This window comes from Pseudooceanicola algae, assembly GCF_003590145.2.
GTDB lineage: Bacteria > Pseudomonadota > Alphaproteobacteria > Rhodobacterales > Rhodobacteraceae > Pseudooceanicola > Pseudooceanicola algae.
This window is the reverse complement of sequence record NZ_CP060436.1, coordinates 3699729-3720497: the sequence shown is the minus strand read 5'-3', so window position 1 is coordinate 3720497 and position 20769 is coordinate 3699729. Positions and strand designations below refer to the sequence as shown.

Annotated in this window: 22 protein-coding genes; 2 read left to right on the top strand and 20 right to left on the bottom strand. The window is 65.9% G+C overall.

The genetic code is table 11. The annotated features are described in order from the left end of the window. Positions 1–157: 157 nt before the first annotated feature. The 5 genes from PSAL_RS17540 to PSAL_RS17520 are packed head-to-tail and all read right to left on the bottom strand — an operon-like array spanning position 158 to position 4656. Positions 158–904 carry an MBL fold metallo-hydrolase gene (locus PSAL_RS17540; protein WP_119838048.1) on the bottom strand — a complete coding sequence of 249 codons (747 nt, stop codon included), beginning with the start codon at positions 902–904 and terminating at the stop codon, positions 158–160. Beyond that, positions 901–1929, bottom strand: a complete 1029-nt coding sequence (locus PSAL_RS17535; RefSeq protein WP_119838049.1) for an ABC transporter ATP-binding protein — start codon at positions 1927–1929, stop codon at positions 901–903. The genes PSAL_RS17540 and PSAL_RS17535 overlap by 4 nt, the downstream gene beginning before the upstream one ends. Further along, entirely contained in the window at positions 1926–2696 is a 771-nt protein-coding gene (locus PSAL_RS17530) for an ABC transporter permease (protein ID WP_119838050.1), read from the bottom strand. Before PSAL_RS17530 ends, PSAL_RS17535 begins: the two co-directional genes overlap by 4 nt. Beyond that, positions 2693–3544, bottom strand: coding sequence for an ABC transporter permease (locus tag PSAL_RS17525; RefSeq protein ID WP_119838051.1), 852 nt, complete (start codon positions 3542–3544; stop codon positions 2693–2695). The genes PSAL_RS17530 and PSAL_RS17525 overlap by 4 nt, the downstream gene beginning before the upstream one ends. A 32-nt stretch (positions 3545–3576) precedes the next feature. Beyond that, positions 3577–4656, bottom strand: coding sequence for a polyamine ABC transporter substrate-binding protein (locus PSAL_RS17520; protein WP_231388556.1), 1080 nt, complete (start codon positions 4654–4656; stop codon positions 3577–3579). A gap of 97 nt (positions 4657–4753) precedes the next feature. Here PSAL_RS17520 and PSAL_RS17515 point away from each other — a divergent pair, with 97 nt between their 5' ends. Both PSAL_RS17515 and speB read left to right on the top strand, forming a co-directional pair. Next, on the top strand, positions 4754–5386 hold the full coding sequence (locus PSAL_RS17515; protein WP_119838053.1) for a TetR/AcrR family transcriptional regulator: 633 nt from the start codon (positions 4754–4756) through the stop codon (positions 5384–5386). Further along, positions 5383–6315 (top strand): agmatinase, encoded by a 933-nt coding sequence (gene speB, locus PSAL_RS17510; protein WP_119838054.1) that lies wholly within the window; start codon positions 5383–5385, stop codon positions 6313–6315. The genes PSAL_RS17515 and speB overlap by 4 nt, the downstream gene beginning before the upstream one ends. 22 nt (positions 6316–6337) lie before the next feature. Here speB and PSAL_RS17505 read toward each other — a convergent pair whose 3' ends face one another. The 15 genes from PSAL_RS17505 to PSAL_RS17435 form a co-directional block, all read right to left on the bottom strand. Then, a complete protein-coding gene (locus PSAL_RS17505; RefSeq protein WP_196222713.1) occupies positions 6338–7222 on the bottom strand; it encodes an IclR family transcriptional regulator in 885 nt (294 codons plus the stop codon). Beyond that, positions 7223–7684: a flavodoxin domain-containing protein gene (locus tag PSAL_RS17500; RefSeq protein WP_119838055.1), complete on the bottom strand. Its 462-nt coding sequence runs from the start codon at positions 7682–7684 to the stop codon at positions 7223–7225. It abuts the gene before it with no gap. Then, entirely contained in the window at positions 7681–8955 is a 1275-nt protein-coding gene (locus PSAL_RS17495; RefSeq protein ID WP_119838056.1) for an FAD-dependent oxidoreductase, read from the bottom strand. The genes PSAL_RS17500 and PSAL_RS17495 overlap by 4 nt, the downstream gene beginning before the upstream one ends. Before the next feature lie 10 nt (positions 8956–8965). Then, a complete protein-coding gene (locus tag PSAL_RS17490) occupies positions 8966–9709 on the bottom strand; it encodes an SDR family oxidoreductase (RefSeq protein ID WP_119838125.1) in 744 nt (247 codons plus the stop codon). Beyond that, positions 9706–11202, bottom strand: coding sequence for an aldehyde dehydrogenase (locus PSAL_RS17485; protein WP_119838057.1), 1497 nt, complete (start codon positions 11200–11202; stop codon positions 9706–9708). Before PSAL_RS17485 ends, PSAL_RS17490 begins: the two co-directional genes overlap by 4 nt. 8 nt (positions 11203–11210) lie before the next feature. After that, complete coding sequence (locus tag PSAL_RS17480; protein WP_119838058.1) at positions 11211–12011, bottom strand: aspartate dehydrogenase; 801 nt, start codon at positions 12009–12011, stop codon at positions 11211–11213. 3 nt (positions 12012–12014) lie between these two features. Then, positions 12015–13742, bottom strand: coding sequence for a thiamine pyrophosphate-binding protein (locus tag PSAL_RS17475; protein WP_196941880.1), 1728 nt, complete (start codon positions 13740–13742; stop codon positions 12015–12017). After that, positions 13708–14499 (bottom strand): SDR family oxidoreductase, encoded by a 792-nt coding sequence (locus PSAL_RS17470; RefSeq protein WP_119838059.1) that lies wholly within the window; start codon positions 14497–14499, stop codon positions 13708–13710. Before PSAL_RS17470 ends, PSAL_RS17475 begins: the two co-directional genes overlap by 35 nt. Positions 14500–14502: 3 nt before the next feature. Then, on the bottom strand, positions 14503–15435 hold the full coding sequence (locus PSAL_RS17465) for a VOC family protein (RefSeq protein WP_119838060.1): 933 nt from the start codon (positions 15433–15435) through the stop codon (positions 14503–14505). Then, entirely contained in the window at positions 15432–16301 is an 870-nt protein-coding gene (locus PSAL_RS17460; protein WP_196941879.1) for an alpha/beta fold hydrolase, read from the bottom strand. Before PSAL_RS17460 ends, PSAL_RS17465 begins: the two co-directional genes overlap by 4 nt. A gap of 8 nt (positions 16302–16309) precedes the next feature. Further along, positions 16310–17089 (bottom strand): ABC transporter permease, encoded by a 780-nt coding sequence (locus PSAL_RS17455; RefSeq protein ID WP_119838127.1) that lies wholly within the window; start codon positions 17087–17089, stop codon positions 16310–16312. 85 nt (positions 17090–17174) lie between these two features. Further along, a complete protein-coding gene (locus tag PSAL_RS17450; protein ID WP_119838062.1) occupies positions 17175–18161 on the bottom strand; it encodes an ABC transporter substrate-binding protein in 987 nt (328 codons plus the stop codon). 24 nt (positions 18162–18185) lie between these two features. Continuing rightward, positions 18186–18968, bottom strand: a complete 783-nt coding sequence (locus PSAL_RS17445) for an ABC transporter ATP-binding protein (protein WP_119838063.1) — start codon at positions 18966–18968, stop codon at positions 18186–18188. A 31-nt stretch (positions 18969–18999) separates the two neighbouring features. After that, positions 19000–19641: a hypothetical protein gene (locus PSAL_RS17440; RefSeq protein WP_119838064.1), complete on the bottom strand. Its 642-nt coding sequence runs from the start codon at positions 19639–19641 to the stop codon at positions 19000–19002. Further along, positions 19641–20693 (bottom strand): aromatic ring-hydroxylating oxygenase subunit alpha, encoded by a 1053-nt coding sequence (locus PSAL_RS17435; RefSeq protein WP_119838065.1) that lies wholly within the window; start codon positions 20691–20693, stop codon positions 19641–19643. Before PSAL_RS17435 ends, PSAL_RS17440 begins: the two co-directional genes overlap by 1 nt. Positions 20694–20769: the final 76 nt, after the last annotated feature.

The following is a 20769-nucleotide window of genomic DNA, read 5'->3' as shown; positions in this document are numbered from 1 at the left end:
ACCTGAAGGTGTCGGGCGCGCAGCGCGACGTAGCTGCCGCAAGGCCTGCCCGGGATTTCGATGCCGGTTTCAATGCTTCTTCAAGCCGGACTGGCGGGGGGTACCTTGCGGGGCCGCTCAGGCAACGTCGATATGGAAACAGGTCTCTACTGGGAGATCATTGGTCTTTCGCGTCAAGCCAGGCGCGGATGATCGCACGGTGGCGGTCCCCGTCGTAGCTGGGAAAATGGCCGCCGTGGACGATGCGTACAGGCAGGTCCAGCAGGCGCTTCATGGAGGACAGGTAATCGGCCGCATCGGCGTGAAAGGTGTCCTCGATCAGCGGGCCGTCATAGACGATGTCGCCGGAAAACAGCGTCTCGCTTGCCGCTTCCCACAGGGCGATGCCGCCGGGGGAATGGCCGGGGGTATGGATGACCTCGAAGGCGCGGTCGCCAAGGTCGATCACATCGCCGTCCTCCAGCAGCCGGGTCGCGGGGGCGGATTTCACCTGATAGGTGGCCGAGGAATAGGGCGCTGGCGGCAGGGCGTCAAAGATGTCGTCGCTGACATAGGGATCCGCCAGCGTCAGCGCGTTGGCCGGATCGGCCAGGATCGCGGCCTCCGCCACATGGACGCAGCGGTCGAGAAATTCATGGTGACAGCCGATATGGTCGAAATGCGTATGGCTTGCCACCGCCGTCAGGGGACGTTCGGTGACCAGCGGCACCCAGTCGCGCAGCGGCAGGACGCCCATGCCGCTGTCGATCAGCATATCGCCGTCCCGGCCCCGCACATGCCAGCAATTGCAGCGGTAGAATTCCTTTATGTGCGGTTCGGAAATCAACGTGACGCCATCGGCCTTGCGGTCGAGACGATACCAATCTTCTGGACGGGCGCGCGGCGGGGTGATGGGCTGGCTCATGCCGGAAAGACTGTCAGATCGGCGCGGTCGACGGCAAGCGACAGTTTCGCCCCCGGCGCCGGAAGCTCGGCGGGCGGCAGGTGGGCCACCAGCACCAGATCCGGCGCGGCATCGGGCACCAGGTGGGCCCGGCAATGGGTGCCGAAGAATGCCGCATCGCGTACCGTTGCGGTGCCAAGGGCGAAATCGCCCCCTGCCCCGATGGCCTCGGGACGCAGGCAAAGGGTCAGGTCGCCCTGCGGTGCCTCGATTTCCAGCGGGCCGAAGGGGGTCGTCACTCCGAAGCCGGTGCCGGTAACCGCGATCCGGTTCATCTCGCCCATGAAACTGGCGGCGAACAGGGACTTCGGCTGGCGATAGATGCGCTGCGGCGCGCCTTCGTCCTCTATCCGGCCCTGGTGCATCACGACGATACGGTCGGCAATGGCCATGGCTTCTTCCTGATCGTGGGTGACATGGACGAAGGTGGTGCCGATGCGGCGCTGGATCTGCTTCAGCTCGTCCTGCATGGAGCGCCGTAACTTGAGGTCGAGCGCGCCAAGCGGCTCGTCCAGCAGCAGCACCTCGGGATCGACCGCCAGCGCCCGGGCCAGGGCGACGCGCTGGCGCTGGCCGCCGGACAGGGCGTGCGGACGTTTGCCGGCGGCATCGGCAAGGCCGACGAGGTCCAGCATTTCCTCGGCGCGGGCATGGCGCGCGCGCCGCCCCTGCCCCGCCATGCGCAGCCCGAAGCCGACGTTGTCGCGCAGGCTCATGTGCGGGAACAGGGCATAGTCCTGAAAGACCGTGGTGGTGGGGCGCCTGGAGGGCTGCACCCGCGCCATGTCCGTGTCTCCGATCAGCACGCGGCCCTCGTCCGGCTGGATGAACCCGCCCAGCACCGACAGCAGCGTGGTCTTGCCGCAGCCCGACGGACCCAGCAGGGTCACGTATTCGCCCGCCTCGATGCGCAGGTCGATGTCGCGCAGGGCGTGGTAGTTGCCGAAGCGATGGTTCAGGCGCGATAATGTGACGGGGGCGGTCATGCGCGTCTCCGGAAAAGCAGAAGCTCCAGCGCCAGCACCAGCGTGACCGAGACCAGGAAGACCAGGCTACCGATGGCATTCAGTTCCGGCGACAGGCCGGAGCGCAGCATCGACCAGATCTCGACCGGCAGGGTGACGTCGAAGCGGGTCAGCAGGAAGGAAATGATGAATTCGTCCCACGACAGGGTGAAGGACAGGAAGAAGGCCGCCGCAATGGCGGGCAGCAGCATAGGAACGGTGATCAGCAGCACGACCTGCGCCTCGTTCGCGCCAAGGTCGCGGGCGGCGCGTTCGGCCGACTGCTGTTGCGCACCCATCGAGGCGTAGATGATCGAGAAGCAGATCGGCAGGTTGATGACCACGTGGCCGATCCCGGCGGTGGCCAGCGACAGGCCGAGGCCAAGCCGCTGCACCACGATCAGCAGGCCCAGCCCGATGATCAGGTAGCTGACGCAAAGCGGCGCGATCAGCAGCCCGCGCATCAGCGTGGTGCCCGGCAGCGCATGGCGCGCCAGCCCGTAGGCGGCGGTGAAGCCGAGGCACACCGCCAGCGCCGAGGACACCGCCCCCACCATCAGGGAGTTCAGCAGGGATTGCATCAGGTCACCGTCGCCCAGGATCTCGGCGTACCATTGCAGCGAGGGCCCGTTGAAGGGCGGCACCGGCAGCGCGCCCCCCTGGAAGGAGAACAGCACCAGCGCCCCCACCGGCAGGTAGATGAACACGGCCATCGCGCAAAGGAAGACCCAGGGAAGCAGACGCATCATATCCGGTCCAGTCTCAGCCAGCGGGCGCAGGCAAGGTAGGCCAGCGTCACGATCCCCATCAGCACGATGGCCAGCGCTGCGGCCAGCGGGAAATCGGCCCGCCGTCCAAGCTGCACCATGATGACCTGCGGCACGGTCAGCTCGGTATTGCCGCCCAGGATCTGCGGGGTGATGTAGTCGCCGATGCACAGCACGAAGGTCAGGAAGGCGCCTGTCACGATACCCGGCAGGGTCAGCGGCAGGACCACGTGGCGGAAGGTCTGGAAGGCGCTCGCGCCAAGATCCATCGCCGCGCGGCGGTAGTTCGGCGACAGCTGGATCAGGTTGGCAAAGATCGTCAGCGTCAGCAGCATGGTGAAGAAATGCACGAAGCCCGTGACGGTCGCGAAACGGGTATTGGCCAGGGTGATCGGCTCGGCGATCAGACCGAGCGTCAGCAGCGCCTTGTTCACCACCCCTTCACGCGCCAGCACCAGCAACCAGGCGTAGGAGCGGACCACGTAGGACGTCCAGAACGGCAGGATCGCCAGCAACAGCGCCAGCCGCTGGAACCGCTGCGGCACGCGGAAGGCGATGATCCAGGCCAGCGGATAGGCCAGGCAGACCGACAACAACGTCACCGTCAAAGTGATCTCGACCGAGACCAGCACGGCACGCCACAAATAGGCCTTTTCAGCCAGGGCCCGGTAATTGTCGAAATGCAGACCCCAGATCAGGGTCCGGCCTTCCAGCGTGGCAAGGCTCATCGCGGCCATGACCGCGAAGGGAACCACGAAGAAGGCCAGCGTCCAGAGCAGGGCCGGGGCGGCAAAGCCCCAGCCCCGCAGGGTATCGCGTGATACGGTCACTTGCGTTTGCTCACAGGATCAGGCGCCGCGACTTACTGCGACAGCGTTTCAAGCCAGAGATCCTGCATCTCGATATCGAGACCCTCGTCCGGCGCGGGGTAAAGCTGTGCCTTGGCAAGGTAGCTGTCCTGCTCGTCCCAGCGCAGGATGTCCTTCTGTTCCGGCGTCAGGTGATCGCCGGCCAGTTCATTGGCGGGCATCCCCCAGAAGCAGGACGAGGTCGCCAGCCGCGCCTGCCCTTCGGGCGAGACGATGTACTTGACGAATTCCAGCGCCAGATCGGGCTTTTCGCTATCGGCCAGCACACCGATGGACTGGGTCCACAGGACCGCGCCCTGGTTGGGGATCGTCCAGGTCAGCTCGGGCTGTTCGGCGGCAAGCACGGCCGTCAGCCATTCGCCACCGCCGATGACGATATCGACTTCGCCCGTGGCCAGCGCGGTCTGGGCCCCCACGACACCCGCGACCGACGCCGCATGGCCGCGCATCGTCGACAGGGTCTCGCCCAGCGCGGGCAGGTCCTCGGCGGTGATGGCGCCGGTGTCGATCCCGTCGGCCATGGCCGCCAGACCGATCACCGGCAGATAGTAATCGTAGATCGAGATCTTGCCGTCGTACTTGTCCGACCAGACCGTCGCGAGGTCCTGCATATCCGCCGGATCGACCTTGTCGGCGTTATAGGAAATCGTGTTGTAGCCGAATTTCTCGGTCACGGCATAGGTGGTTCCACCGGGAGCGTTATTGTCCTTCAGCACGATCTGGGAAAAGAAATCGTCCTCGGGCAGCGCATCGTCGGGCAGCGGCGCAAGGATGCCGGCCTCGGCGGTGCGCGCCACGTCGATCCCGTCGATCACCAGCACGTCCCAGTCGCCGGGGCGGCTTTGATCCAGCAGGGCCAGCGCGGCACCGGTGCCTTCGTATTCGCGCAGGTTCACCTTGACGTCATGGGCCTGCTCGAAGGGCTCGATCAGCGCCGGGTCGGTATGGTCGCACCAGACCAGCGCATTCAGTTCCTCGGTCGCCATGGCGCCGCTTGCCAGGCCGCAAAGCGCCGTGCCCGCCAGGAGGGCTTTCGTATGTTTCTTCATCATCGTCTCCCTGTTGCGGGCCATTTGATCAGCTTGATGACGCCCGTCATGGAAAAAACTTGAATGGCTTCATTTTTATAGTCAACGTCAATTTCAGCAAATCGGCAGGATGCGAGGCTTCATGGCGCAGCAGGGATTACGAGAGCGGCAGAAAGCGGCACGCGAGACGCGGATCCTGCGCGCGGCGGTGCAGGCCTTCCGCGCCGAAGACTACCGCAAGGTGCGAATCGAGGATCTGGCCGAGGAAGCCGAGGTCTCGGTCGGGACGGTCTACAATTACTACAAGACCAAGGGCGACATCCTGATCGCCACCGTCGCGATGGAGGTCGAAGAGGTCCTGGCCCTCGGTGAACCCCTGCTGGCCGATCCGCCTCATGGCGCCGAACCCGCCCTGCTGGCGCTGATCTACGGCTATTACGACCATTCGCTGGAATATCTGTCCAAGGACATGTGGCGCAAGGCCATGGCCCTGGCGATCGAGGCCCCCGACACCCCGAACGGTCAGCGCTACTGGGCGATGGACCGGCGGCTGTGCGATCAGGTCACGGCGCTGATCGGCACCCTGCAAGCGCGCGGAGAGGTCGGACCGGGCTGGGACCCCGCCCCCCTTGGTCAATTGATATTCAACAACCTCAACATGACCTTCATGGAGTTCGTCAAGGACGAGGCAATGAGCCTCGGGACCTTGCGCAGCCGCGTCGCGGCGCAGATGAAACCATTGACGCAGATGATCAGCAGGAGACTGGCAGAATGAGTGATTTCAACCAACCGCTCGGCGGCAACGACATGGCCCGTTTCAGCGGACCGGCAACGATGATGCGTCTGCCGTCTCAGGACACGGCCGAAGGGCTGGATGCCTGTTTCGTCGGCATCCCGATGGATATCGGTACCTCCAACCGGTCCGGCACCCGGCTGGGACCGCGTCAGATCCGCGACGAAAGCCGCATGCTGCGACCCTTCAACATGGGCACGGGTGCGGCGCCCTTTGACCGGTTGCAGGTGGCCGATATCGGCGATGTGGCGATCAACACCTTCGATCTGAAGAAGACCGTCGACATCATCACCGAGCATTATCGCGGCATCCTGGCCCATGACTGCATCCCGCTGACCCTGGGTGGCGATCACACGCTGACCTGGCCGATCCTGCGCGCGATGAAGGAAAAGCACGGGCCGGTGGCGCTGATCCATGTGGACGCCCATGCCGATACCTCCGAACACATGTTCGGGGAAAAAGAGGCCCACGGCACCCCCTTCCGCCGCGCCTGGGAAGACGGCTGCCTGATCAACGACAAGGTCTTTCAGATCGGCCTGCGCGGCACCGGCTATTCCCCCGAGGACTACGACTGGGCGCGCGACAAGGGCTGGCGCGTCGTCCAGGCCGAGGAATGCTGGTGGAAAAGCCTGACCCCGCTGATGGATGAAATCCGCGCCACGATCGGCGATGCCCCGGTCTATCTGACCTATGACATCGACAGCTTGGACCCGGCCTTCGCCCCCGGCACCGGCACGGTCGAGGTAGGCGGGCTGAACACCTGGCAGGCGCTGGAAATCGTGCGGGGATGTGCGGGTCTGAACCTGGTTGGCGGCGACCTGGTCGAGGTCTCTCCGCCCTATGACATGTCGGGCAACACGGCGCTGATCGGGGCAAACCTGCTTTACGAGATGCTCTGCGTCCTGCCCTGAACGCTGCGTTCAGGTTGCGAATTCAGGTGCGGTCCGCCCCCTGCGGGCCGCGCCAGCCGAGCGCCTCGGAAATTCCTTCGGCGCAGTCGCGGATCGCCTGGTCGATGCGCTGCGCGACCTCGGCACCCTGGATGAAGGCCTCGTTGGGTCCCGACAGGTTGATCGAGGCCACCACATGCGCGCCGTGGTCCAGCACCGGGCAGGCGCAAGAGCCGATCATCGGTTCAAAGTTCCCGTCGCTCCAGACGATGCCGCGGGCGCGATCGGCCTGAAGCTGATCGAACAGCGCGCCGGGGGTCGTGGCGGTGACCGATGAATATTCCGGCATCGGCGTGCCGGAATAAAGGTCGAAAAGCTGCTGAGCCGTCAGATGCGCCAGCAGCATCCGCCCCATGGTCGTCGCATGGGCCGGCAGGCGGGTGCCTTCGCGCACGTTGCTGACCAGTTGTGACCGGGGGACTTCGCGGATCATGTAGACCACCTCGCGCCCGTCCAGCACGCCCAGATGCGCCGACAGCCCGGTGTCCTGCGCCAGTTCGGCCAGATGCGGCCGCGCCACCTGCAGCAGATCACGCGACGACAGGGCCTCGGCCGCGAGACCCAGCAGACCGTAGCCAAGCCTGTATCCACGCCCCTCGCCCTGCCATTCGATCATCCGTTCCTCGGCCAGCGTATGCAGCAGGCGGATCAGCGTCGTCCGGTTGATGCCAAGCGCCTTGGAGGCCGCCGAAATATTGGTGCAGCCATGCCCCGAGGCCACGTGACGCAGCACCTTGATCGCCCGCGTGACCGGGGGCACGCCATAGGTCGGGCGATCAGCGCCCAGCGCATCACCGGCCAGCGCATCACCACCCCCCAGGGCTGCTGGCTTGCCGGCGTCATCATCAAGGGCATCGGACAGCGGCATCTAGCTGGCCGCAAACAGGGGTTCGGCTTCGGCAATCCGTTCCTCGGCCCAGGGAAAGGCCGAATCCTCGGGCATGTCGCCGCTCATCGCGTCATAGGTGGTGCGGTCCCCGACCTGCTTCGCGCCATGTTTCACCAACAGTTCCGCCAGCTTCTGCGAGCCTTCGTTGAAGGTCTCGTAGGTGCTGTCGCCCAGACCGAAGATCGCGAAACGGATGCCCGACAGGTCCGCCCCGGCGTCGATCAGCGCCTGGGCAAAGGGCTGAGCGGTCGCCGGCAGTTCTCCGTCACCATAGGTCGAGCAGAGGATCAGATGCAGGCTATCACCGTCCAGGCTGGTCGGGTCGGTGTCGCCAAGGTCGGCCATCTCGACCTCGTGGTCGCCGCCAAGGTGCCCTTCCAGGTCCTCGCAAAGCATTTCCGTGGTGCCGGTTTCAGTACCGTAAAGCAGGGCGATTTTCATGTCTCGGTCTCCGGGTGGTCTTGTGCCCGGCCAGCGGCCAGGGTCAGCATGTCAGTCAGATCGGCGACCTTTGCCCTGACCCGGCCGGCATCGCAAGCGGCAAGCTCGGCCGCGTCGATGCGCTGCCAGCCGGCGTAATCGGTCAGGCCGGACAGGCGGGCGGCAAGGGCAGCCGCACCCGTTTTGCTGGTCTTGGGAAGCGTGCCGAGATCCTGCGCGATGCGTGCCGCCAGGGCCTGGGCGGCCTGCCGGTTCTCGGGGATGGTGCCGCGCGGGCCACGGGCAAACCAGCCCGCCGCGTATAGACCGGGACGCAGGACGCCAAGCGCGGCATCCTCCGCGCCTGCAAGCAGGTCGTCACGCAGCCCCGGCACATGGGTCTCGAAGCCGATGGCCGAGACGACCGTATCGCAGGGCAGCGAAAGCTCGGCGCCGTCGCAGTCGAATTGCGCGGCACTGACCCGGTCGGTGCCGGTCAGGCGCGTCGGCGTCGCGCCGAAATGGAAGGTCACGCGGATATCGTGGTCGGCGGCCGCCGGCAGGTTGGCAAGCGCCTCAAGCCGGGCATCGTCCTGCGACGCCGCGCCGGAATGCGCGAGCCCCTCAAAGGCAAAGCCCATATGCGGCAGCTTGGCCAGCTCCTTGACCATCACCGGATCAAACTTCGCCTCATGGGCGGGGGACCGGCCCAGGATGTCGATGCTTTCGATCCCGGCGGCGGCGATGTGGTCGCTGTGCCGGTGGGCCAGGTCCGATCCGTCGAAATGCTCGGCCCGCTTTGCAAGGATACGCAGCACGTCGATGGCGACATTGCCCTGCCCCACGATCACCACGCGGCGACCAAGATCGGGCAGGCTGGCGCTGTCGTCGGGGTGGTCGTTCCAGTGCCGCGTCAACTGGCCCGCACCGATGACGCCGGGCAGCGCGGCACCGGGCAGCGGCAGCGCGCGGTCCTTCGGCAGGCCAAGCGCCAGCACCACCACGTCATAGGCCGACTGAAGCTCTGACAGGGACAGCGTGCCGCCCTCGCCTTCCTGGCCAAGGGTGACATTGCCGATGAAGCCGACGCCCTGCTTTTCGAACAGGCGCGCGAACTGGCGCGCGACGGCCTTGGTCCCCTGATGGTCGGGGGCCACACCATACCGCACCAGACCGAAGGGCACCGGCAGCCGGTCGAGGATATCGATATGCGCGCCCGGCACCGCCTTCAGCAGCGCCTGGGCCAGGTAACAGCCGGAGGGTCCGGCGCCGACGATGGCGATCTGTATCATGTGCGCCCCCTCAGTTGAAGACGAAGCCGTGGTCGACGGGTAGCGTCTGACCAGTAAGCGTGATGGCGGGTTCGGACACCAGGAAGGCAGCGACCTCGGCCACCTCGCCCGTGCCCTGCTTGCCCGGCACGGCGCGGCCGGTCTCGTAGTGGGTATGGCGCGCCTCGGGCACGTAGTCGGTGCTTTCGGTGGTCAGGATGCCGGGCGCGATGGTGGTCAGACCGACGCCATCGGGGCCCATTTCCCGCGCCAGGCTGCGGGTCATCGCCATGACGGCCCCCTTGGAACTGGTATAGGCCAGCAGGTTCTGCGCCCCCCAAAGGGCGGTATCCGAGGCCAGGTTCACCACCCGGCCGGACCCGGAGGCGATCAGCGCATCGGCACAGGCGCGGATCATCAGCCAGGTTCCGCGCACGTTGACCTGCATGACACGATCCCAGGTCTCGATCTCGATATCGCGGTAACCGATGCCGCCAATCCCGGTGGCAATCGCGCCGTTGTTGATCAGACCATGCAGCGGCCCGTCCAGCCCCGCGCCAAGCGCAGCGATGGACTCCGGGTCGCTGAGGTCTGCCAGACGGACCTCTCCGCTGCCACCCGCCGCTTGCAGGGCGGCAAGCGAGGCCTGCACCGTCTCTTCGTTGAAATCAGACAGGATCACATGGGCCCCGGCCCGGCCACAGGCCAGCACGATGTCGCGGCCAAGGCCGCCCCCGGCCCCGGTGACAAGGATGTTGCGGTTCTGCAGTGTCATTGGCCAACCCTCGCCCATGGATGCGGATTGCCCGTCAGGTCCGCATAGATGCCCTTTTGCCGCTGCCAGGCACGCAGCCCCTCGCGGCCCTTTTCACGCCCCATGCCCGAGGCTCCGTCGCCGCCGAAGGGGGTCGAGATCGAGAACTGCTTGTAGGTGTTGATCCAGACCGTGCCGGCCTTGATCGCGCGGGCCAGACGCCAGGCGCGGGGGAAGTCCTTCGTCCAGATGCCGCAAGCAAGACCGTAATCGTTGTCGTTGGACTGGGCGATCACCTCGGCCTCGTCCTCGAACGGCAGGACGACCAGCACCGGGCCGAAGATCTCTTCGCGGCAGACCTGCGCGTCGTTGGTCAGGCCGGCGATGATCGTGGGCTTCAGGTAGGAACCCTTGGCGAAGGCCTCGCCTTCCGGTCGGGTGCCGCCGCAAAGGACCTTGCCGCCCTCTTCCTGTGCCAGCGCGATGTATTTTTCCACGCTGTCGCGGTGTTCGGCGCAGATCATCGGGGCGACCTGCGTGGCGGGATCGTCGGGCGCGCCGACGACCAGCTTTTCGGTGGCCTTCACCAGGTCGGCAAGGAAGTCGTCATAGATCGCCTTCTGCACGAACAGGCGCGAGCCCGCGATGCAGCTTTGACCCGAAGACGAGAAGATGCCGAAAAGGATGCCCGCGATCGTCAGGTCCCGGTCGTGGTCTTCAAAGACGATGGTCGGGGATTTCCCGCCCAGTTCCAGCGAAACAGGCATCAGCTTTTCGCCCGCCTGGGCTGCCAGCCGCCGCCCGGTCACCGTGCCGCCGGTAAAGGCGACGCGCCCGATGTCGCAGTGTTCGACCAGCAGGTTGCCGATCTCGCGCCCCGCGCCGGGCAGGACGGACAGAAGGCCCTTGGGCAGGCCGACCTCTTCGCAGATTTCCGCGAGGACAAGCGAGACCATGGGCGACCAGCTGGAGGGCTTGATGATGACCGCGTTGCCGGCGGCGAGCGCAGGCGCGACCTTCTGGGCGTCGGACGCGATAGGCGAATTCCAAGGCGTGATCGCCGCGACGACGCCGATGGGTTCATGGATCGAGGCCGTCAGCGCCGTGGCGCGCTGCACCGTCAAATCGTCGTCCGAGGTTTCCAGCACCGCGGCGAAATAGCGGAAAGTACCAACGGCAGAGCCTGCCAGCGCGCGGGTTTCACCGCGTGTCTTGCCGGTGTCGCGCGACTGGACGTAGGAGATCCGCTCGATGTTCGCCTCGATTCCGTCGGCGATCGCGTGCAGCATCCGGGCGCGCTCATGCGGCAGCAGGTTGGCCCATGCGGGATCGGCCTGCGCGGCCTTGGCCCGCGCGATGGCCTTTTCGCCATCGGCACGGGACGCGCCCTTGAAGCTGAGGTTGAAGGAACCGTCATGCGGATAGGTCGAGGTGATTTCCGCCCCGGTGCCCGTCTCCCATTCTCCGCCGATGAAAAGGCGGCCGTCGGGAAGCTCTGTGGTCAGGTCTTTCATGTCATCCTCTAGAGTGTCAGCGGCGAGGTCTGGTTCAGCACCGCCCGTGCCAGCGCATAAACCGTGGAAACGCTGGTCTTGGGGTTGTCGGGCGAAGGTTTGCCTTCCAGTGTCACCGTGAAATCCAGCGCGCCGGAGCGCACCGTGAATTCGTGGATATTGGCCGAGACCGAGGGGTCCGCGACCATGCGCACCGTGGTGGCCTGCCAGCCCGCGCCCGCAAGGGCGATGGTGGCTGCCACGTTGGCGTTCTTGGGGTAGTCCGTCGCCGCCTGCCGGGCCGTGCCTTCGTAGAAGGTCGTGGCCTCGGTCAGCGCGGCCAGATCCAGCAGCCCGTCGGCGGGGGTGCCCGCCCAGGCCTGCGGCGGTTTGCGCGATGTATAGGCGACGCTGTCGATACCCGAAAGCCGGGCGGCGGCCAGCATGTCGATGCCCCCCACGGCGCCGTTGGACAGATGCGCCTGCGTCTTGCCGGCGGTGGCAGCCTCGCGGATCGCCGCCTCTGTGTCCGCGTCGGCAAGCGCGCCGATGGAGACGACCAGCACCGGGACCCCCGCGCGCAAGGTTTCAAGAACGGGGCCCTTCACCGCGGCATGGGTCGCGGCCTCGACAACGTAGTCGGGCCTGGCGGCCAGGAAATCCGCGACTTCCTCGAAGATCTCCACCGGAAAGGCGAAGGCGGCGCGCGCGGCCTCTGCCCGACCCGGACGGGCCAGGACCGAGACGCGCGCAGGCAATTGCCCCTGCGCGTCGAGGATCTTCAACAGGGTGGCCGCGATATTGCCGTAACCGATCAGTCCAAGATGCATGCCTTACTCCGCCTTGCCGGCAGCACCCGCGGGCGGGCCTGCGAACTGCTGGGCGTAGGGGCCGATGGCGACCATGTCCACCTCGAGCACGACGGGACCGGGGCGCGCGATGGCCTCGTCCAGGGCGGCGGCGAAGGCGTCGATATTATCGACCTTCATGTGCGGCATCTCGACCGCATCGCAGAGCTTGGCAAAGTTCGGCACCGCGATCTTGGAATAATGGCGGCGGCCGTCGTATTGCGCGTCCTGGATGTTCTGGATCACGCCATAGGCACTGTCGTTCATCAGCACGTAGACCAGAGGCGCGTTTTCGTCGACGGCGGTGATCAGCTCGGCCATGCCCAGCATCGCGCCCCCGTCCCCGACCAGCGTGATCGCCTTGGGGGATCCGGGTTCCTCGGCGCTGGCCAGCGCCGCGCCGACACCCATGGCGATCCCCTGCCCGATGCCACCGCCAAGCGCGTGGACGCCCAGGCGCGGTTCGGCGATCTGCACGTAGCGGTTGCCGAAGGTCGAATTGGTGATCGTCACGTCCCGCACCCAGGGGTGGCGCCCCGGCAGGACACGTTCCTGCAACGCATCCGCGACCGTCCGATAGGGGCCGAGCATGGCGCGCATCTGGCCTTCGGCAGTCGCCCGCACCACCGCGATCTCATGCGGCAGGTTCGGGTCGGTATCAAGCTTTGCAGGCAGCATTTCCAGCAGCCGCGCCAGGGTATCCTCGGCATCACCGTGGATCATCATCTCGACCGGGTAGTTGCGCCCGCCCTGGCTGGCCTCGGCGTCGATCTGGCAGATCGGCGGCAGCGGCATGTCGTTGTCCTTGGTTTCGTTGCCGCGCAAGCGCGAACCGACGACGACCATCAGGTCGCAGGTCTGGTAAAGCTTGATCGCATCCGGCCCCATGTTGAAGGCCCCGAGCGTCGCGGGATGGGTTTCCGCCACCACGCCGCGCCCGTTGGTCGAGCTGACGGCGCCAAAGCCGCGTTCGACCAGTTCGGTGGCCGGGATGCCGGCGTCCTTCGCGCCGCCGCCCAGCCAGATCATCGGGCGTTTCGCCTTCAGGATGCGGGCAGCCAGCGCTTCGATCTCCGCGTCATCGGCGCGGGGTTTCAGCACGGCCGGCTTGCCGATCTTCGCGGTGCTGGAAATCGGCGCGCGCTGCACGTCGACCGGGATTTCAAGGCTGACCGGCCCCGTCGGAGCCGAGAGCGCCGCCGAAACGGCCGCCTTCAGCGTGCCGACCGCGGCATGGCAATCCCAGATGCGGAACACCGCCTTCGAGATCCCTTCCAGCATCTTGCGCTGTGTCGGCACGTCATGGATCGGCGCGCGGTCGCGGTCGGCGAACTTGGTGTCGACCTGGCTGGTGATGTGCAGCAGGCGCGACCCGGCGGTCAGCGCCTCGACTTGGCCACCAGCGGTGTTGCCCGCGGCCGTTCCGGTCGAGGACATGATCACACCGAGGCCACCCGTGACGCGGGCATAGGCATCGGCCATGTTCATCGCCCCTGCCTCGCCCCGCGCGGGGACAAAGCGGATCCGGCCCTGGCGCGCGATGGCGTCCAGGATCGGCATGTTGTGGATCGAGATCACGCCGAACAGCGTGGTCACCCCGAGATCCGCCAGAGCTTCCGCAAGCTGATCGCCGACAATGGCAAGGCTTGCGGGGGCGGCATCATTGGCCGGGGACAGGTCAGATGTATCGGGAAATGCCGCCAGAGATTTCAACTTGAGCTCCTGTGATGAAGGATGCAGCCGGGGAGGCCAGGAAAAGCAGCGCACGCGCCGCCTCGTCAGGCTGGCCCAATCGACCGAGGGGGATGTTCTTCTTGTGGGCCAGATCGGCGAACCAGTCGTCGCGTGACTGGGACTGATCTTCGCGCGCCTCGAAACGGCGCTGCCACTGGTTGCTGTCGACAAGGCCGACGAGGATGGAATTGACGCGGATGGCCGGGGCCAGTTCGACCGAAAGGCTTTTCAGCAGAGATTGCACCCCGGCCCGCGCCGAAGAGGTGCAGACCATATGCGGTTCCGGCTGGTAGGCCAGCAGCGAATTGGTCGCCACGATGGCGCCCTGCCCACTGGCCTTCAGCGCGGGCTGGAAGGCGCGGATCGGGCGGATCTGGCTGAAGTACTTCAGCTCCAGCTCCTGCCGCCAGGCATCATCCGTGGTATCGGCAAAGGTCGAGACGCGGCCCTGCCCGGCATTGTTGATCAGCGCATGCACCGCACCGAAGCGGGCGCTGACGGCAGCGGCGAAATCGGTCACCGCCGCCTCGTCCAGCACATCCACTGGCTGCGCCAGCACGCGGTCGGCGCCATACAGCGCCGACAGCTTTTCGGCCACATCGCCAAGGCGTTCCGGCCCGCGGGCGCAAAGCGCGACCTTGGCGCCTTCGTCCAACGCCAGGCCGGCCGTGGCCAGCCCGATGCCCGAAGACGCCCCGGTCACCACGACGACCTTGTCTGTCAGTCCCAGATCCATGGTTCAGCCCTCGTTGCTTGGCGGAAAGCCCGGGTCGGGGCGGCCCATCATGCAGGCGCGCTGCGCCGGGGTCGGCGGGCCGGCGGTCATCCACTGGTCCATCTTCTCGGGGTTGTCGCGCGGCCAGACCTGGGCTTCGTGGGTCATCTCGTCGATCTTCTGGACCTCGGAGGTGAATTCGATCACGAACCCCGAGGGCGAGACGAAATAGGCAAAGCAGTTGTCGCCCGGTCCATGACGGCCCGGTCCCCACGTCGGCACGGTGCCGTTCTGCCGCATCCGTCCGATCGAACGCATGTATTCATTGATCCCGCCGGTTTCGAAAGCGACGTGGTTGACGCTGGCATAGGGCGCGCGGACCAGGGCGATGCAATGGTGATCGGCGCCTTCCTCGACGTCGGCCGCAGCGCGCAAAAAGACCATCTGGTCGGCGGAGTAATCCGAGACGCGGAAGCCCAGCACGTCCTGATACCAGGCTTCGACCCCGTCCATGTCGCCGGTATTGATGACGCAATGGGTGATCTTCTGGGGATGGGCGTATTTGTCCATCTTCTCGTTCATCTCGAGATCGCAGGTAAAGCGCAACCGGCGGAAATCGGGGTCCAGCATCTCGAACCCGTAGCCGCCGGGCCAGTCGTCGAACTCTCCCGGCGCGCCCAGCACATGGGCGCCCTTTGCGACGACCTGCGCGTGCAGCGCATCCATCGAGGCGCGGTCTGGCATGCCCATGTGGATGTATTCGATGCCGAAATCCGTGCCGTCCTTGAGGGCATAGATGAAAGGCTCGGTTCCCGTGCCGCGCAGGTAGGTGATGCCGTCGCCTTCGTGGGCGACCGTCAGGCCCCAGGCCTTGACGTAGAAGTCGACCGTCTTGGTCATCCCCGGCGCGCGCATGACGACGCTGCGCAGGTGGCCGGCTCGGATCATGTCACTCATGACGAACTCGCATTCTGTTGGTCCAGTTCGGACAGGATTTCAATCAGCGCCGCGGCCAGGGCCTGCGGGGCCTCGGCATGCAACGCATGGCCCGCGCAGGCGATGACGCCAAGCGGGGCCGTGCCGCCGCGCGCGGCGCGGGCACGGTCGGTCTGGGCACGCGGGGTGACGACATCGCCGTCGCCCCAAAGGAAACCGGTGGGCGCCGTGACCTGCGACAGGCTGTCTTCCAGCTGCCCCGAGGCCAGCATCCGCACCGCCTGGCCATAGCCGGGCTGGGTCACGGCCGCCATGGCATCGCACACCCGCTTCAAGGCGCCCGGATTGCCCGGCGCATCGGCCAGAAGACGCGGGGCGCGGCTGGCGGCAAAGGCTTCGGCCCCTTCTGCCTGCAGCGCCTCGAGCCGGTCCTGCGCCGCCTGCGACAGGACACCCGGCGCCTGCCCGTGACCGCAGGCCGAGGCCCCCAGCACCAGCGCCGTCACCCGGTCGCCATGATCGGCGGCAAAGCGCGCGCCCATCAGGGTCCCAAGCGAATGGCCCAGCAGCGTCACGCGGCCCAGTTCCAGCGCATCGAGAAGACCCAGCAAGGCCGCGCTGTAGTCCGCCTCGACCGGCCAGTCGGCCCCCAGAGGCGCCGAACCCGAATAACCCGGCGCATTCCAGGCGATGACGTCCCAGTCCGCCGGCAGGTCGGGCAGCATCGGCACAAAGCTTTCCCCGCGCGACCCGATCCCGTGCAGGCAGATCAGCACCCGCCCCGGGCCCTTGCGGCGCAGGTAGGTGATCCCTGCCGCCGTGCCGGTTTCAACGCCGGCCGGCCCGCTTTCGGGAACATATGTCGCGCTCTGGGTCACTGTGCTCACTTTCCCGCTCAGCCGTGGTCGTTGCGTTCAAGGTAGTGCAGCACGCGTTTCTCGATCATCGAGACGATGAAATAGAGCGCGATGCCGATGATCGTCAGGAAGATGATCGCGTTGAATACCATGGCCGTGTTGGCCTGGCCCTCGCCGTAGGTGATCAGGAAGCCGAGGCCGGTATTGCCGCCGACCATCTCGCCCACGGTCACGCCGATGACGGCGAAGGTGGCCCCGATGCGCAGACCGGCAAAGAGGGAGGGCATCGAAGACGGCATCTCGATCTTGCGGAAGATGGTGAAGCGGTTCATCGAATAGACCCGCGCCAGGTTGACCAGGTCGCGATCCACGGTCTTCATGCTTTGCAACACGTTCACGAGGATCGGGAAGAAGACGATCAGCACGGTGACCAGCAGCTTCGGAATGTCGCCATAGCCGAACCAGATGATGAACAGCGGCGCAAAGGCCACTTTCGGTGCGATCTGCAGGCCCAGGATATAGGGCGACAGGACCTTTTCCATCAGCGGCGACATGCCCAGCAGGTAGCCGCTGGCTGCGCCCAGCAGCGAGCCGAGGATGAAGCCGATCACGGTCGAGGTCAGGGTCGACAGGATATGCCCGGCCATGTCCTGACGCGCGAACATGCGGCTCAGTTCATCGAGGCAGTCCGAGAAGGTCGGAATGATGTACCGCGGCACGTCGAGCGCCGGGGGAAGGAATTCCCAGATCAGCAGAACCAGCACCCCCATCCCGAAGATGGCGAGCAGTTCCAGAGGCTTGCCCTGTAGAGACTTCATGATGCCGGGACCCTTTGTCTGATGGGCGCCGGGGGGTGTCCCCGGCGTCCTGTTTTCGCTCTGGATGCTTTGCATCGTCATCGGTTCACTCGGCGAAGGCGTTGGTGAAATAGTCTTCGGGCGTGTCCGAGACCTCGGTCACGATGCCGGCGTCCAGGTAGAAGTTGGCGACCGTGGACATGCGCTCGGCGTCGAAGGTGCCAAGGGTCTGACCCTCGGGCATGGCGTAGACGAGCGTCGCGTAGCGTTCCATGACCTCGACCAGCATGGCTTCCTGGCCTTCCATCTGCGGCACGAAGCCGGCGACGGCAGCGGCAGAGCCTTCGGGATCGGCGATCACGTCGTTCAGACCCTTCAGGGTCGCATCGACGAAGGCGTCGACCAGTTCGGGCTTTTCGGCGATGGTGTCTTCCGAGGCCAGGATGGCCTGGGCCATGGCGGGCAGCATCGTGTCCATCTCGATGATGTTCAGGTCGACGCCCGCATGTTCGATGGCAACCGCCCAGTCCGGTGTGCCGGAAATCGCGGTCACATCGCCCGAGATCATCAGCTGCACCATGCCGCCGGCACCGATGGCCTGAATGTCGACATCATTGGCATCGACACCGGAGGCGGCCAGCGCGGCCAGCAGATTGTAATAGGTCGTGTCCTGGTAGGCGATGACACCGACGGGCTCACCGACCAGACCGGCCACGTCCTCGATGCCGGATTCGGCGCGGATCAGGACCTGGGTCAGCGGACGGCCACCCAGCAGGGCAACGCCTTTGACCGGCAGACCGTTCTGGCGCACGATGATCGGCGTGTCACCGATGCCGCCGCCCAATTCCACGTTGCCCACGGCAACCTGCTTGGCCACGTCGGCGCCGCCCTTGCCGATCTGCCAGGTCACGTCCAGACCGGCCTCTTCGTAATAGCCCTTGGCGCGCGCGACCTGGAAGGGTGCGAAAGCGGGCAGGAAATCGGGGGCCGGGAAGAGATAGGTGATCTTTTCCAGGTCCTGCGCCTGCGCGGCAGGCAGGGTCGCAACGGCGGTCAGGGCCGCTGCGGCGATATTGCGAATGAACTTTTTCATGTTCTTGGTAACTCCCAGTTGGTTTTATGCTGCGTCCTGGTCTTCCAGGTGAAGCGCATCGAACAGCCGTTTCACATAGACCCCCGCCTGAGGTTCCAGGCTGCGCTTGAGGGGGTCGGTGCGATGCGGCAGCTCGATGGCGAATTCGTCGATCACCCGGCCGGGACGGCCAGACAGGACGACGACCCGATCGGCCAGGATGACGGCCTCGTTCAGGTCGTGGGTAATCAGCACGCAGGTCACACCGGTCTCGGCAATGGTGCGGGCGAAATGGCGTTGCAGCACCAGCTTGGTCTGGGCGTCCAGCGCCGAGAAGGGTTCGTCGAGCAGGACGATCTCGGGTTCGATGGCCAGGGTGCGTGCCAGGGCGGCGCGCTGGCGCATGCCCCCGGAAAGGTGATGGGGGTACTTGTCGGCGAATTCCGCCAGCTTCATGCGCTCAAGTTCCGCCATGGCGCGGGCGCGGCGTTCGGCCCGCGACATCTTCTTTTCCTCCAGCCCGAATTCCACGTTCTGGACGATGTTGCGCCAGGGCAGCAGCAGGTCCTTCTGCAGCATGAAACCCACCTCGGGGCGGGTCGCGGTGACTGGAACGCCATCCAGCAGGACCCGGCCTTCAGTCGGTCCGTAAAGGCCCGACACCATGTTGAGGATCGTCGACTTGCCGCAGCCCGAAGGCCCGACCACCGCCACCAGTTCACCCGGCGCGACCGAGAAGGACATGTCCTGAACCGCCGTGACCGAATGGCCGGTCTTGGCATCGGTGAACACCTTGGTGATGTTCTGAAGATCGAGGCTGGATGTCATGGGCTTCCCTGTTGTTTTTATGTGCGGCCCGTCAGGACCAGATATAGCCGAAGCTGCGGATCTGCCGCGCCAGCGATTGTTGCGGCGGCGCGGCGGGACCCGCCGGCGCAAGCGTCGCGCCCCGGATCCAGGTGCGTCCGTGAACCTCCAGCCCGGTGGCCTGCAGGCGGCCGCCAAAGGTCGTGCGGTCGGCCCAGAAGCCGCCATAGGCTTCGGTTTCCTCAAGCGAGACCGGGCCGTCGAACCGCGCCCGCGCCATCGACAGGCTGGACAGAACCTGCATCCGGTCAAGCCAGGCCGGCCCGTCAAAATGCGCCCGGTCCAGAACCATGGTGCCGCGCGCCTCTGTCCGGGTCAGGGTGACCTCGGCGGCGAAATGGGCGTCATCGACCCGCAGGTCATGCAGGAACAGCGCCCCCGCCGCCGCGAAGGGCGCGGCAAAGTGGCAATCCCGGAACCAGGTCAGGCCCCAGCAGGTGGTCTTTTCCATCGTCACCCGGCCCTCGAAGACCGAGCCGGACAGGTCGAAACCACACAGCGCCAGACCCGACAGATCCACCGGACCGGTGATCCGCCGCCCGGTCAGATCCAGCGCCTGGCCGGCCTCGAAAGGCTGGCAAAGCGCGTCGATCAGCGCGTGCGGGGTCAGATCGGTAAGATCGGCGCGGGGCATCAGGCGCTCTTCTTGTCCGCCTCGGCGGCGTCGAGCGCCTTGAAGTGCTCCTTGGCACGGCGGACCATCAGCTGGCGCAGACGCGAAACGCCGATGTCGTGCTGGTACAGCATCTCGCGGCGGCGCGCGTCCGAGGGGATCGATTCCAGCATGTTGCGATCCTGCTCCAGCACGAACCAGTGCCGGTCCTCGAGGAAGGCACGGTAAAGGAAGCGCCAGCTTTCAGCGGCAAGGCCGGTCACCTTGCGGCAACGCCAGAAGAAGCTGTGGTGGGTGTCGTCGTCGATCGCCGTGGCAAAGCCGATGATGCGGAAGGGTCCACCCGGGCCGGCGCCGTCGGGATAGGGAATATCGAGGCGGAAATACATCATGCCCTCGTCCATCACCACTTCTGTCTCGTCCAGATTCACACCCTTCTGGCCCATGCGCTCGATCCGGAACCCGTCTTCGGTCCGCTCCAGGTTCATGGTGTCCTGCTTGGCGCCGTAGGACAGGGTAAAGCTGTCGGAATGCAGGTAGATCGCGTGCATCGGGTCGGCGGCATTGTCGAGGCTGAGACGATAGGAGCAATCCCAGCGGGTCATGCAGGGGAAGACTTCCCATTCGCCATTGGTGAATTCCTCGGGCGGCTCGAAGGCCGGGGCTTCGGGACGGTCGGCGGAAGGAAGATAGATGAAGATCGCGTTGCCCGCTTCCTCGCAGGAATAGGCGGTCAGGGCCTTGCGGCCTTCCAGCGCGCAATTCGGCATGGCGGGCACGCGGGCCACGGTGCCGGTGCCGTCCACGGAAACGCCGTGATAGCGGCAGGCGATATTGCCGTCCTGCACTTCACCAAGGCTCAGCTTGGCACCGCGGTGGGGGCAGAAATCCTCGACGCAGCGGACCTTGCCGGCGCCGTCGCGCCACATGACCAGGTTCTCGCCCGCGATCCGCGTCGCGAAGGGCTTGCCGGTCTGCACCTGGACGGAAACCGCCACGGGCACCCAAAAGCCGCGCAGGCCCTTGTTGATATAGTCATCGACGCGATCCCGCGTCCCGCTTGCCTTGTCCATTCTCGTCTCTCCCTGTCTGTCCGGCGCCGTCCTTTCGGGATATCGTCCCGACGCGGCGCCCTTAACTGATGGCGGG

Coding starts and splice junctions, on each gene's coding strand:
- PSAL_RS17540 (WP_119838048.1), bottom strand. CDS start 904: ATGAGCCAGCCCATCACCCCGCCGCGCGCCCGTCCAGAAGATTGGTAT.
- PSAL_RS17535 (WP_119838049.1), bottom strand. CDS start 1,929: ATGACCGCCCCCGTCACATTATCGCGCCTGAACCATCGCTTCGGCAAC.
- PSAL_RS17530 (WP_119838050.1), bottom strand. CDS start 2,696: ATGATGCGTCTGCTTCCCTGGGTCTTCCTTTGCGCGATGGCCGTGTTC.
- PSAL_RS17520 (WP_231388556.1), bottom strand. CDS start 4,656: ATGGCCCGCAACAGGGAGACGATGATGAAGAAACATACGAAAGCCCTC.
- PSAL_RS17515 (WP_119838053.1), top strand. CDS start 4,754: ATGGCGCAGCAGGGATTACGAGAGCGGCAGAAAGCGGCACGCGAGACG.
- speB (WP_119838054.1), top strand. CDS start 5,383: ATGAGTGATTTCAACCAACCGCTCGGCGGCAACGACATGGCCCGTTTC.
- PSAL_RS17505 (WP_196222713.1), bottom strand. CDS start 7,222: ATGCCGCTGTCCGATGCCCTTGATGATGACGCCGGCAAGCCAGCAGCC.
- PSAL_RS17500 (WP_119838055.1), bottom strand. CDS start 7,684: ATGAAAATCGCCCTGCTTTACGGTACTGAAACCGGCACCACGGAAATG.
- PSAL_RS17495 (WP_119838056.1), bottom strand. CDS start 8,955: ATGATACAGATCGCCATCGTCGGCGCCGGACCCTCCGGCTGTTACCTG.
- PSAL_RS17490 (WP_119838125.1), bottom strand. CDS start 9,709: ATGACACTGCAGAACCGCAACATCCTTGTCACCGGGGCCGGGGGCGGC.
- PSAL_RS17485 (WP_119838057.1), bottom strand. CDS start 11,202: ATGAAAGACCTGACCACAGAGCTTCCCGACGGCCGCCTTTTCATCGGC.
- PSAL_RS17480 (WP_119838058.1), bottom strand. CDS start 12,011: ATGCATCTTGGACTGATCGGTTACGGCAATATCGCGGCCACCCTGTTG.
- PSAL_RS17470 (WP_119838059.1), bottom strand. CDS start 14,499: ATGGATCTGGGACTGACAGACAAGGTCGTCGTGGTGACCGGGGCGTCT.
- PSAL_RS17465 (WP_119838060.1), bottom strand. CDS start 15,435: ATGAGTGACATGATCCGAGCCGGCCACCTGCGCAGCGTCGTCATGCGC.
- PSAL_RS17455 (WP_119838127.1), bottom strand. CDS start 17,089: ATGAAGTCTCTACAGGGCAAGCCTCTGGAACTGCTCGCCATCTTCGGG.
- PSAL_RS17450 (WP_119838062.1), bottom strand. CDS start 18,161: ATGAAAAAGTTCATTCGCAATATCGCCGCAGCGGCCCTGACCGCCGTT.
- PSAL_RS17445 (WP_119838063.1), bottom strand. CDS start 18,968: ATGACATCCAGCCTCGATCTTCAGAACATCACCAAGGTGTTCACCGAT.
- PSAL_RS17440 (WP_119838064.1), bottom strand. CDS start 19,641: ATGCCCCGCGCCGATCTTACCGATCTGACCCCGCACGCGCTGATCGAC.
- PSAL_RS17435 (WP_119838065.1), bottom strand. CDS start 20,693: ATGGACAAGGCAAGCGGGACGCGGGATCGCGTCGATGACTATATCAAC.